General features: G+C 62.6%; 14 protein-coding genes. 8 read left to right on the forward strand and 6 right to left on the reverse strand.

Annotated features, from left to right (window positions below):
- Positions 1-34: 34 nt before the first annotated feature.
- Entirely contained in the window at positions 35-472 is a 438-nt protein-coding gene (locus OE747_RS08585; RefSeq protein ID WP_263828190.1) for a MarR family winged helix-turn-helix transcriptional regulator, read from the forward strand.
- On the opposite strand, the gene OE747_RS08590 is transcribed toward OE747_RS08585, so the two are convergent.
- The 3 genes from OE747_RS08590 to ychF form a co-directional block, all read right to left on the reverse strand.
- Positions 467-1,582, reverse strand: a complete 1,116-nt coding sequence (locus tag OE747_RS08590) for a CaiB/BaiF CoA transferase family protein (RefSeq protein WP_263828191.1) — start codon at positions 1,580-1,582, stop codon at positions 467-469. The two genes, OE747_RS08585 and OE747_RS08590, sit on opposite strands and share 6 nt — an antisense overlap.
- A 41-nt stretch (positions 1,583-1,623) precedes the next feature.
- Positions 1,624-2,790, reverse strand: a complete 1,167-nt coding sequence (locus OE747_RS08595; RefSeq protein WP_263828192.1) for an amidohydrolase family protein — start codon at positions 2,788-2,790, stop codon at positions 1,624-1,626.
- A gap of 84 nt (positions 2,791-2,874) precedes the next feature.
- The gene (gene ychF, locus OE747_RS08600) at positions 2,875-3,972 is read right to left on the reverse strand and encodes a redox-regulated ATPase YchF (RefSeq protein WP_263828193.1); all 1,098 of its coding nucleotides are present in this window, start codon (positions 3,970-3,972) and stop codon (positions 2,875-2,877) included.
- A 188-nt stretch (positions 3,973-4,160) separates the two neighbouring features.
- Here ychF and OE747_RS08605 point away from each other — a divergent pair, with 188 nt between their 5' ends.
- Positions 4,161-4,649, forward strand: coding sequence for an acyloxyacyl hydrolase (locus OE747_RS08605; protein WP_263828194.1), 489 nt, complete (start codon positions 4,161-4,163; stop codon positions 4,647-4,649).
- A 78-nt stretch (positions 4,650-4,727) separates the two neighbouring features.
- Positions 4,728-5,519, forward strand: coding sequence for a tryptophan synthase subunit alpha (gene trpA / locus OE747_RS08610; protein WP_263828195.1), 792 nt, complete (start codon positions 4,728-4,730; stop codon positions 5,517-5,519).
- Between the two features lie 3 nt (positions 5,520-5,522).
- Here the strand turns inward: trpA and OE747_RS08615 are convergent, their stop codons facing one another.
- Positions 5,523-5,966: a MaoC family dehydratase gene (locus OE747_RS08615; protein ID WP_263828196.1), complete on the reverse strand. Its 444-nt coding sequence runs from the start codon at positions 5,964-5,966 to the stop codon at positions 5,523-5,525.
- A gap of 108 nt (positions 5,967-6,074) precedes the next feature.
- Between OE747_RS08615 and OE747_RS08620 the strand changes: the two genes are divergently transcribed.
- The 5 genes from OE747_RS08620 (at position 6,075) to OE747_RS08640 (ending at position 10,442) form a co-directional block, all read left to right on the forward strand.
- Complete coding sequence (locus OE747_RS08620) at positions 6,075-7,238, forward strand: alpha-hydroxy acid oxidase (RefSeq protein ID WP_263828197.1); 1,164 nt, start codon at positions 6,075-6,077, stop codon at positions 7,236-7,238.
- A 125-nt stretch (positions 7,239-7,363) separates the two neighbouring features.
- Entirely contained in the window at positions 7,364-7,987 is a 624-nt protein-coding gene (locus tag OE747_RS08625; RefSeq protein WP_263828198.1) for a 50S ribosomal protein L25/general stress protein Ctc, read from the forward strand.
- Between the two features lie 138 nt (positions 7,988-8,125).
- Positions 8,126-8,815: an aminoacyl-tRNA hydrolase gene (gene pth, locus OE747_RS08630; protein ID WP_263828199.1), complete on the forward strand. Its 690-nt coding sequence runs from the start codon at positions 8,126-8,128 to the stop codon at positions 8,813-8,815.
- A 76-nt stretch (positions 8,816-8,891) separates the two neighbouring features.
- A complete protein-coding gene (locus tag OE747_RS08635) occupies positions 8,892-10,055 on the forward strand; it encodes a serine hydrolase domain-containing protein (protein ID WP_263828200.1) in 1,164 nt (387 codons plus the stop codon).
- Positions 10,056-10,064: 9 nt separating this feature from the next.
- Positions 10,065-10,442, forward strand: coding sequence for a DUF2237 family protein (locus OE747_RS08640; RefSeq protein WP_263828201.1), 378 nt, complete (start codon positions 10,065-10,067; stop codon positions 10,440-10,442).
- Between the two features lie 12 nt (positions 10,443-10,454).
- Here OE747_RS08640 and trpB read toward each other — a convergent pair whose 3' ends face one another.
- Both trpB and OE747_RS08650 read right to left on the reverse strand, forming a co-directional pair.
- Complete coding sequence (gene trpB / locus OE747_RS08645; RefSeq protein WP_263828202.1) at positions 10,455-11,705, reverse strand: tryptophan synthase subunit beta; 1,251 nt, start codon at positions 11,703-11,705, stop codon at positions 10,455-10,457.
- A gap of 105 nt (positions 11,706-11,810) precedes the next feature.
- Positions 11,811-12,059, reverse strand: coding sequence for a hypothetical protein (locus OE747_RS08650; protein ID WP_263828203.1), 249 nt, complete (start codon positions 12,057-12,059; stop codon positions 11,811-11,813).
- Positions 12,060-12,072: the final 13 nt, after the last annotated feature.

Below are 12,072 nucleotides of genomic sequence, written 5' to 3' on the forward strand. Positions count from 1 at the left end.
GCCCATTGGGCGAGGGCACCGGAGAAAGGGACAGATGAACGACAAGGCAGAGCACGAGACCGGCCCCTACCTGCTCGACGATCAGGTCGGCTACATCCTGCGTCTGGCCAGCCAGCGCCATGCAGCGATCTTTCAGGCCCATGCCGTCGAAGGGTTGACCGCCACCCAGTTCGCCGCGCTGGTGCGCCTGTCCGAGCATGGGAAGTGCTCACAAAACCGGCTTGGACGACTGGCGGCGATGGACGTCGCCACCATCAAGGGGGTGGTCGACCGGCTACGGCAGAAGGGGCTGACGCTGACCGAACCCGATCCCGACGACAAGCGCCGGACGCTGATTTCGCTGTCAGCCGAGGGCGAAGCGCTGGTCGCGCGCATGAAAGAGGCGGGCGCGCGGATCACCGAAGAGACGCTGGCGCCGCTCAGCCCGGCTGAACAGCGCAATCTGATCCGGCTCTTGCAAAAGATCTCATGACCGGGCGGGCTTCTTTGGCGAAGCCCTGTCCAGCACGAGGTCCGAACGCGAAAACCGGATCGGCGTGCGCAGGCCCGGCACGCCCTCGGGCTCGATCCGCATGCCGCGATGGGCGATCTGCGGGTCGGCCAGCGCCTCGGCCACCGAATTGATCGGCCCGCCCGGCACGCCGCCCTTTTCCAGCGCGGCCAGCAGATCCGCCTTGGTCCATTTCAGGCAGGCTGCCGTCAGCAGCTCGGTCATCTCGGCCCGGTGCGCGACCCGGTCGGGATTGGTGGTAAAGCGCGGATCGGCAATCAGCTCGGCCACACCAAGAATGGTGCAGAGCGTGCCATATTGCCGGTCATTGCCGCAGGCGATGATGATATGGCCATCGGCCACCGGGAACACCTGATACGGCACGATATTGGGATGGGCATTACCCAGCCGTGTCGGGCAGTTGCCCGAGGCGAGAAAGTTCATCGCCTGATTTGCCAGCACCCCGGTCATGCAGTCGAGCAGGCTGAGATCCACATGCTGGCCCAGCCCCGAGCGTTCGCGTTCCGCCAGCGCGGCCTGAATGCCGATGACGCCATAGAGTCCGGTAAAGATATCGGCAAAGGCAACGCCGATCTTTTGCGGCTCGCCCGCCGGATCGCCGGTCAGGTCCATGATGCCGCTCATGCCCTGGATCAGGAAATCGTATCCGGCCCGATGGGCATAGGGGCCGTCCTGTCCAAACCCGGTGACCGAGCAATAGACAAGGCGCGGATTGACCTCTTTGACGCTGTCATAGTCGAGGCCGAATTTCTTCAGCCCGCCGACCTTGAAGTTCTCGATCAGCACATCGGCCTCGCGGATCAGGTCGAGCAGTTTGTCGCGGTCGCCCGCGTCGCCGAAATCGAGCGCGATCGAGGTCTTGCCCCGGTTTGCACCGTGGAAATAGGCGGCCGAGCGGTCGCCCTCGCGCTCGATAAAGGGCGGGCCCCATTTGCGGGTGTCGTCGCCCTCGGGGCTTTCGACCTTGAGCACTTCGGCGCCCAGATCGGCCAGGGTCTGTCCAATCCACGGCCCCGCCAGAATACGGGCCAGTTCGACCACTTTCAGCCCTTGCAACGGTGCGCTCATCATTCCTGCCCTTACTGCCGCGTTCCCCTGGGGCAGGTTCTGCCCTAGCTGACGATCCGGGGCAAGCGGGTTGCGGGTGGGGTGTTGCGGCTGCGCTCGCTGCGCACCACCCCGTCGATCACGGTCATGCCGACGCCGGGCAGGTTGCCAAGTTGCACTGACTCCAAAATGGTCCGGCCCGGCGCATGCTGCGCCTGATCCATCAGCACAAAATCGGCGGCATAGCCGCGCTCCAGCAGGCCAGTATCCAGCTCGCGCTGGCGGGCGGTGTTGCCATTGGCAAAGCAGAACGCGATTTCGGCCGGGACATTGCCCAGCGCCGACAGCATCGCAACCATGCGCAGGATGCCCAGCGGCTGCACGCCCGAACCCGCCGGCCCATCGGTGCCAAGAATGATCCGGTCCATCTGCTTGAGTTCACGGGCGGTATTGAGCGTCAACAGCGCCGCGCGTTCGTTGCCGTTATGCACGATCTCCAGCCCGGCGGTGCAGCTTTCGCACAGGCACATGATCTGGTCGTCGGGCAGCGCCGAATGGCCTCCGTTGATATGGCCGATCACATCGGTTCCGGTTTCCAGCACCATGTCAGCGTCAATCAGCCCCGATCCGGGGATCGAGGGGCCACCGGTATGAATGGTGGACTGGATACCGTATTTGCGCGCCCAGTCGACCATCTGGCGGGCGGTCTTGCCGTCCTTGACGGTGCCCAATCCGACCTCGCCCAGCAGTTTCACTCCGGCATCGGCCAGTTCCTTGAAATCCTGCTCGACCATCCCGTGCTCGATCACCGGCGCGCCGGCCATCACCTTGACGCCCGAGGGGCGGAAATTCTCGTACCAGCGCTGTGCCGCGATGGCCATCGCCTTGAGGCCGACGATATCCTTGGGTCGGCCCGGCATATGCACCTCGCCCGCCGAAATCAGCGTGGTCACGCCGCCATGCAGGGTGCTGTCGATCCAGTGGAGCTGTTGCTGGCGCGGGGTATAGTCGCCCACTACCGGGTGGACATGGCTGTCGATCAGACCGGGCGCCAGGGTGACACCATTGGCGTCGATCAGCGTGTCGGCGCCTTCGGTGTCCAGATCGGCCTCGTATCCCCAATCCGAGATCCGCCCGTCGATGGCGATGACGCAATCGCCGTCATAGATCGGCTCTTCCATCTTGCCCGACAGCAACAGGCCGATATTGGTGATCACAAGCTTGCCCGACATGGCGCCCTCCGCGAAACGAGAAACTCGTTAGCACGCTAACATAGTCGCGGATTCGGTCAAGCGCCGGTTGGGCGGCCTCAAGGATCAGGTGTTGAACAGGAAGTGCAGCACGTCGCCATCCTTGACGATGTAGCTCTTGCCTTCGGACCGCATCTTACCCGCCTCTTTGGCGCCCTGCTCGCCGTTGCAGGCGACATAGTCGTCATAGGCGATGGTTTCGGCGCGGATGAAGCCCTTTTCGAAATCGCCATGGATCACGCCCGCCGCCTGCGGCGCGGCGGTCCCCCGACGGATGGTCCAGGCGCGCGCCTCCTTGGGGCCGACGGTGAAATAGGTTTCCAGATGCAAAAGCGCGTAGCCTGCCTTGATCAGCCGGTCGAGCCCGGCCTCCTCCAGCCCCATCTCTTCCAGGAACATGGCGGCCTCGTCATCTTCGAGCTGGCTGATTTCTTCCTCGATCTGGGCCGAGATGATCACATGGCTGTTGCCCTGCGCGGCGGCCATTTCAGCGACGCGGGTGGAATGGGCATTGCCCTCGGCCGCCTCTGCCTCGCCCACGTTGCAGACATAGAGCACCGGTTTGGTGGTCAACAGTTGCAGCATCTTCCAGGCCTTGGCGTCTTCGTCGCTGACCTCGACCACACGGGCGGGTTTGCCATCCTCGAGCGCCGCCTGGGCCATAGCCAGCAGCCGGTCCTGCTGCTGCGCATCCTTATCATTGCCCTTGAGCTTGCGCACCAGATTGGCGCGGCGCTTCTCGATGCTTTCAAGATCGGCGAGCATCAATTCGGTTTCGATGGTTTCGGCGTCAGCCACCGGGTCGACGCGGCCCTCGACATGGGTCACGTCGCCATCCTCGAAACAGCGCAGCACATGGGCGATGGCATCGACCTCGCGGATATTGGCCAGGAACTGGTTGCCCAGCCCCTCGCCCTTGGAGGCGCCTTTGACCAGACCGGCGATGTCCACAAAGGTCATGCGGGTCGGGATGATCTGTTTCGACTTGGCAATCGCGGCCAGCTTGTCCAGCCGGGCATCGGGCACGCCCACCTCGCCCACGTTGGGCTCGATCGTGCAGAAGGGGAAGTTTGCCGCCTGCGCCGCCGCGGTGCGGGTCAATGCGTTGAACAGGGTCGATTTGCCCACGTTCGGCAGACCCACGATACCCATTTTGAAACCCATGACCGTCTCCTGATGCCATCCGACGGGGCCTTCTAGGCGGGAGCGGGCAAATGCGCAAGCCATGTGGCCCAACCACACGGCCGTGCGCTCACGAAACGTCGAGCAATCGTGAAATCTCACCGTCTTGAAGGTTTACAGGTCGGTACACCATTTGGGATCGAAACCAACTTATCCGACCAAAGGCCATCATGAAACTTTTCGCCTACATTGCCGTGCTGGCAACCTGCTGCGCCGCTCCGCTCCATGCGCAATCCCTGATCCTTGGGACGGGATATGCCGATTTCCAACATGAAGGGTCAGAGGATCAGGCCGTCTTGTCGCTGGAGTACCAACATACGCCGTTCTGGGAACACGGCAGGTTGAGCGCCCGGCTGGCGGCGGCGGCCACGCTGCACAGCAACGGCGATTTTCACCTGGGCGCCGGAGTTGCAAGCGAATATGCGTTTGATCGTAACTGGTTCATCGAGGTCAGCGTCCTGCCCGGCGTTTACTTCGAGGGCGAGGACAGCAACACGCTGGGCAGCCGGTTCGAGGTCCGCAGCCTGCTGGGCGTCGGTTATCGGTTCGACAATGGTGATGCCGTGTCGCTGGCGATCACGCACAAGTCGAACGCTTCAGTGTCCGAGTTCAACCCGGGCGTCAACTCGGTCCTGCTGCGGTTTCACCGCTCTTTCTGATCCGTCTGGCGGGTGTGGGATTGATTTTCCGCGCGGTTTTCTGCACATCGGGCCGATAGCAGAACGCAAGGACGCCCGATGACCCGTATCGACGCCAAATTCGCCGAGTTGAAAGCCCAAGGCAAGAAAGCCTTTGTCTCTTATGTGATGGCGGGGGATCCGGATTTCGACACCTCTCTGGAGCTGGTCAAGGGCCTGCCCGGCGCGGGTGTGGACATCATCGAACTGGGCCTGCCCTTTACCGACCCGATGGCGGATGGCCCGACCATCCAGCTGGCTGGTCAGCGGGCGCTGGATGGCGGCATGACCTTGCAGCGGACGCTGGATCTGGCGACCGAGTTCCGCAAGACCGACGACACCACCCCCATCGTGATGATGGGCTATTACAACCCGATCTACAGCCGCGGCGTCGACCGGTTCCTGGCCGATGCCAAGGCCGCCGGGATCGACGGGCTGATCGTGGTGGACCTGCCGCCCGAGGAAGATGCCGAACTGTGCCTGCCCGCGCAGGCCGCCGGGCTGAACTTCATCCGTCTGGCGACGCCGACGACCGACGACAAGCGCCTGCCGCGCGTGCTGCAAAACACCTCGGGCTTTGTCTATTACGTGTCGATCACCGGGATCACCGGGTCGGCCGAGGCGCAGGCGACCGATGTCGGCCCAGAAGTGGCCCGGATCAAGGCTGCGACCGATCTGCCGGTGATCGTGGGGTTCGGCATCAACACGCCCGAGAAATCGCGTGCCATCGCCAGCGTTGCCGATGGCGCCGTTGTCGGCTCTGCCATCGTGGCCCAGATCGGCGCGGGCAAGCCGGTGGCCGAGGTTCTGGCCTTTGTCAAAACATTGTCGGACGGCGCGCACAGCGCCTGACCGTCAGGGCCGGCGCCGAAGGATGTTGACGCCCGAGTATTCGGCGACCTTCTGGCCATCCTGATTGTAGATCTCGCTCAGCACCGTGATCCGGCCCCGGTCGGGTCGCGAGCGCGATGCCGTGCTGTCGGTGACCGTCGCCACCACGCGCAGCCTGTCGCCGGGGCGCACAGGCACCAACCATTTCACATCGGTCATCCCCGGCGAACCCATCGAGGCCTCTGCCCAAAGGCCCGATGCATACCAACGCTCGAACGCGGTGACGAGCGTGTGCCAGCCGCTGGCAATGATGCCCCCGAACGGGCCATCCTTGGCCGCCTCAGGGTCGATGTGGAACGGCTGTGGGTCCCATTTGCGCGCGAAATCCATGATTTCTTCGCCAGTCATCTCCCAAGGCTCCGATTCATATCGGAAGCCAACGGGAAAATCCTCCCAATACTTTGTCATGCCACTTGCCCAAGCTTGATCGTCGGGGGCACAGTGTCGCGGTCGGGGCGGATTGCCAAGCGATGAAATGATTGGTAAACAAAACTAACCAATTTCGAGGGACTGCACATGGCCGTCATTACCAATATCGAAGACCTCAAGCGGATATACGAACGCCGCGTGCCGCGCATGTTCTACGACTATGCCGAGAGCGGCAGCTGGACCGAGCAGACCTTTCGCGAGAACTCTTCTGACTTCGACCTGATCCGCCTGCGTCAGCGGGTGGCGGTGGACATGTCGGGCCGCTCGACCGCCAGCCAGATGGTGGGGCAGGACGTGGCGATGCCGGTGGCGCTGGCGCCCGTGGGGCTGACCGGCATGCAGCATGCGGATGGTGAGATCAAGGCCGCCCGCGCCGCCAATGAGTTTGGTGTGCCCTTTACCCTTTCGACCATGTCGATCAACTCGATCGAGGAGGTCGCCGAGGCCACCGGCCGCCCGTTCTGGTTCCAGCTCTACACCATGCGAGACACCGACTATACCAGCCGTCTGATCCAGCGGGCCAAGGCCGCCAAGTGTTCCGCGCTGGTGATCACGCTTGACCTGCAAATCCTGGGCCAGCGCCACAAGGACCTGAAGAACGGCCTGTCCGCCCCGCCGAAACTGACCCCCAAGACCATCGCCAACCTGATGACGAAATGGGCCTGGGGGATCGAGATGCTGGGCGCCAAGCGGCGCAACTTCGGCAATATCGTGGGCCATGTGCAGGGCGTGTCCGACACCGCCAACCTGGGCGCCTGGACCGCCGAGCAGTTCGACCCGAGCCTCGACTGGGGCAAGGTCGCCAAGCTGATGGAGCAATGGGACGGCAAGGTGATCCTGAAAGGCATCCTGGATGCCGAGGACGCAAAGATGGCCGTCAAGTTGGGCGCCGATGCCATCGTGGTGTCAAACCACGGCGGTCGACAGCTTGATGGCGCGCTGAGTTCGATCCGGGTCCTGCCCGAAATCATGGACGCGGTGGGCGGCGATATCGAAGTGCATCTGGATAGCGGCATCCGCTCTGGCCAGGACGTGCTAAAGGCGCTGGCGCTGGGGGCCAAAGGCACCATGATCGGCCGCGCCTTTGTCTATGGTCTGGGCGCCATGGGACAGGCCGGGGTGAGCAAGGCGCTGGAGGTGATCCACCGCGAACTGGACGTCACCATGGCGCTGTGCGGCGAAAGGAACGTGGCCGACCTGGGTCGCCACAACCTGCTGGTGCCCGAAGATTTTGGCGGTCGCTGGGCCTGATATCCTGCGGGATGGGCCTGATTGCCCATCCCCCCTTTTCTTTGCAGCCGATTCCCTGTAAGAGCGCGGCTTCACGCGGGGCTACAGCCTTGGAGGAGCCCCGCCCTAACTTTGGAGATACTATCATGGCTGGAGAGATTCCTGATCTCGTAGCTCTGGAACGGACGGGGACAGGCAAGGGCGCCGCTCGTCAGGCACGTCGCGACGGCATGGTTCCGGGGATCGTTTACGGTGGCGACAACGATCCGCTGCCGATCAACATCCCATTCAACAGACTGCTGAAGATGCTGAAAGCAGGCCGCTTCAAGTCGCAGCTGTTCAACCTCAAGGTCGAAGGCCACGAAGACGTGCGCGTGATCTGCCGCAACGTTCAGCGCGACGTCGTCAAGGACCTGCCGACTCATCTGGACCTGATGCGCCTGCGCCGCACCACCCGCATCAACCTGTTCATTCACGTCGACTTCATCAACCACTCGGCAGCCCCCGGCATCAAGCGCGGCGGCGTGCTGACCGTGGTTCGCCCCGAAGTCGAGCTGGAAGTCACCGCCGGTGACATTCCGGAAAAGATCACCGTGGACCTGACCGGCCTTAACATCGGCGACATCGTCCACATTCAGGACGTCGTCCTGCCCGAGGGCGTGCGCCCGACAATCGACCGCAACTTTGTGATCGCCAACATCTCGGCCCCGTCGGGTCTGGCCGCCTCTGCGGATGACGCCGAAGACGAGGAGGGCGAAGCCGAAGAGTAATCTTCGCAATCGTCGAGAGATCAAGGGCGGGGCACATGTTGCCCCGCCTTTTTCATTGTCCGAGCCCCGGCAACATCTGGCCTTTTTGGTCCATAGGCGGCAAGAAGAACCGACCACAGGCAAAGCAAGAGGCCCGACATGCGACTGTTCGTCGGACTGGGAAATCCAGGCGCGAAATACGCCCGCAACAGGCACAATATCGGCTTCATGGCCGTGGATCGGATTGCCGAGGATCACGAGTTTGGCCCGTGGAAAGCGAAGTTTCAGGGGCAGATTTCCGAAGGACGCCTGGGATCTGAAAAGGTTCTTCTCCTGAAACCCGAAACCTTCATGAACCGTTCGGGCCAGTCTGTGGGCGAGGCGATGCGGTTCTACAAGCTCGACAGCACGGATGTGACCGTTCTGCATGACGAGCTGGATCTTGCGCCGGGAAAGGTTCGGGTAAAGGCGGGCGGCGGTCATGCCGGACATAACGGGCTGCGCTCGATCCATGACCATATCGGGGCCGCATATGACCGCGTCAGGCTGGGCATCGGCCATCCCGGCCGCAAGGAAGCGGTCGCGGGCTACGTCCTGCACGACTTCGCCCGCGCCGACGAGGAGTGGCTCGACAACGTATTGCGCGGTGTCTCGGATGGCGCGGCCGCCCTGGCCGCCGGTGACGGCGCGCGGTTCATGAACGCCGTCGCCCTGCGCACCGCGCCACCCAGATCCTCGACCGGGACAGCTCCGAGGTCAGAGGAGAACCCGGCCAAGGTGGAAGAGCCACAGCCTGCCCCCGAGGACAACCGCAGCCCGCTTCAGAAACTGGTCGACCGGTTCAAATGACGGCTGCCGCGACGTAGCTGTTGCCCGATTGCGCAGGCATCGCCACTCTGGATGGCAAAGCATGCGGGAGGAAACGATGAGAACATTCGGCAAATGGCTGGGGCGTATCCTGCTGGCGCTGGTCGTGGCGGTCGCGGTTGTCGGTCTCTGGAAACGCGAAGAGATCACCCGGCTTCTGGCAGTGAATTCGCTGTTCTCGGCCGAAAGGATTGTCGAAAACTTCTCGCACATGGACGCCGCGTTTCTGACCGCGCCCATTCCGCGCGGCTCGCTGCCCACATCCGAGTTGCCTTTCGGTGCGCCATTTGAGTTACCGCAAGGTGGAGCGGACTGGATTGAGGATCGTGCAGTGACCTCGCTGCTGATCCTCAAGGACGGACAGATCCGCTATGAGGAGTATTTTCTGGGAACCGGGCCGGATGATCGCCGCATCTCATGGTCGGTTGCCAAGAGCTACCTGTCGGCGTTGTTCGGCGTGCTGCTGGAGGAAGGCGCCATCGCCTCGATCGACGATCCAGTGGTCAAATACGCGCCCCAGCTCAAGGGCAGCGCCTATGAACCCACCAGCATCCGCAATGTGCTGAACATGGCCAGCGGCGTCACCTTTGACGAGGACTATTTCGACAAAAATTCCGACATCAACCGGATGGGCCGGGTCGTGGCGCTTGGCGGCACGCTGGACGATTTCTCGGCCAGCTTCACCGAGAGTTTCGCCGCGCCAGGCGAAACCTGGCAATATGTCTCGATCGACACCCATGTGATCGGCATGGTGATCCGGGGCGCGACCGGGCGCAGCGTGACAGACCTGCTGGCCGAAAAGATCATCGCACCGCTAGGGCTGGAACGCGACGGTTACTACATCACCGACGGCGCGGGCGTGGCCTTTGTGCTGGGTGGGCTCAACTTCACCACTCGCGATTATGCCCGGTTCGGCCAGATGATCCTTCGGAACGGCAACTATGGCGGCAAACAGGTGGTGCCGGCGGGCTGGATCGCCACCTCGACGGCCGCCAGCGCCCCCACCGCGCCCGGCAAGATCGGCTATGGCTATCAATGGTGGATCCCGGTTGGTGCCGGTCCGGGCGAGTTCCTGGCACGCGGTGTCTATGGCCAATACATCTATTTCGACCAGCCGCGCGGGGTGGTGATCGTCACCACAGGCGCCGATCGCGGCTTTCGTGGCGCGGGCGTGAATGAGGCAAACATAGAAATGTTCCGCAAGATCGCGCAAAGCCTATAGGATCGGATCATGACACCCGACCCGAGTCTCAATGTTCTGGGCGGGGCGCTGGCGCCCTGCTCGACCGATCCCGTCACTGGATTTTTCCGGGACGGGCATTGCAACACCTGTGCACAGGATCAAGGCAGCCATACCGTCTGCGCGGTGATGACGGCCGAGTTCCTCGCCTATTCCAAATATGTCGGCAACGACCTGAGCACACCCCGGCGCGAGTTCGGCTTTGCCGGGCTGAAGCCCGGCGACCGCTGGTGCCTGTGCGCCGCGCGCTTCATGCAGGCCGCCGACGAGGGCTGCGGCCCGCAGGTATATCTGGAGGCGACCCACAGGCGCGCGCTCGAGGTGGTGCCGTTGGAGGTCTTGCAACGCCACGCCATCGGGCACGACTGATCCGCGCCTGAATCAATCCTCGGCGTCGCGCCCCTCGGTATCGGACATGTCAAAGCCCAGGAACTTGGCCACGGTGAAAATGTCCTTGTCGCCCCGGCCGCACATGTTCATGCAGATGATGTGATCCTTGGGCAGGTCCGGCGCGATCTTCATCACGTGGGCCAGCGCGTGGCTGGGTTCGAGCGCGGGAATGATCCCCTCGGTCGCACAACAGAGCTGGAACGCCTCCAGCGCCTCCATATCGGTGATCGACACGTACTTTGCACGCCCGACCTCATGCAGCCAGGAATGCTCGGGCCCGATACCGGGGTAATCGAGTCCTGCTGAGATCGAATAGCCTTCCAGGATTTGGCCATCCTCATCCTGAAGCAGATAGGTCCGGTTGCCGTGCAAGACGCCCGGGCGCCCACCGGTCAGCGAGGCGCAATGCTCCATCTTTTCGTTCACACCCTTGCCGCCAGCCTCGACCCCGATGATGTTGACAGACTTGTCGTCAAGGAAGGGGTAGAACAGGCCCATGGCATTTGATCCACCGCCGATTGCGGCGATGATGGTGTCGGGCAACCGGCCCTCGGCCTTCAACATCTGTTCCTTGGCTTCCTTGCCAATGATCGACTGGAAATCGCGCACCATCGCCGGATAGGGATGCGGGCCCGCAACGGTACCGATGCAGTAGAACGTGTCGCGCACATTGGTCACCCAGTCGCGCAGCGCATCGTTCATCGCGTCCTTGAGCGTGCCGCGGCCTGAGGTGACCGGGATCACTTCGGCCCCCAACAGACGCATGCGGAACACGTTGGGCGCCTGGCGGCGCACGTCATGGGCCCCCATGTAGACCACGCATTTCAGGCCGAACTTGGCGCAGACCGTCGCGGTTGCCACACCATGCTGTCCAGCACCGGTTTCGGCAATGATCCGGGTTTTGCCCATGCGGCGCGCCAGGATGATCTGGCCCAGCACGTTGTTGATCTTGTGCGCGCCGGTATGGTTCAGCTCGTCGCGCTTCATATAGACCTTGGCGCCGCCCAGATGCTCGGTCAGCCGCTCGGCGAAATAGAGCGGCGAGGGTCGGCCCACATAGTTGGTCCAAAGATCGTCCATCTCCGCCCAGAAACTCGGGTCGGTCTTGGCCTTCTCATATTCCTCTTCCAGCGACAGGATCAGCGGCATCAGAGTTTCGCTGACAAAGCGCCCCCCGAAAATGCCAAACCGGCCCTGTTCGTCAGGCCCGGACATGAAGGAATTGAAAAGGTCGTTGGCCATGGCGTGCTCCCTTGTATCGCGGTTCAGCACTAGCGGCACAACACTGAAAGGTAAAGCGGTCAGACTTTCGCGAAAGTCTGATAACAAATCCTGAATAGGATTTGTTCACAAACTTTCTTTGAAAGTTTGTTTCGGCGCGGTCATCAGACGAACCGGTTCGGCATTGCAGAATACGATCACCTGGCCGGCATTCTCGACAGCGGTAAAGCCGCGACGCCGGATCTCGGCCAGAAACGCATCGCGTCCGACCCATCGTTCCATATCGCGCACCTTGCGGCGCACCACGCTACCGGCGCGGGCCGATTTGGCAGTGAACAGATGGTCGAACCATTGTGCCGGGGTCTGGGGCGGCATGGCGCAATTCATA

It is taken from the genome of Ruegeria aquimaris, from assembly GCF_025751555.1.
Classification (GTDB): domain Bacteria; phylum Pseudomonadota; class Alphaproteobacteria; order Rhodobacterales; family Rhodobacteraceae; genus Ruegeria_B; species Ruegeria_B aquimaris.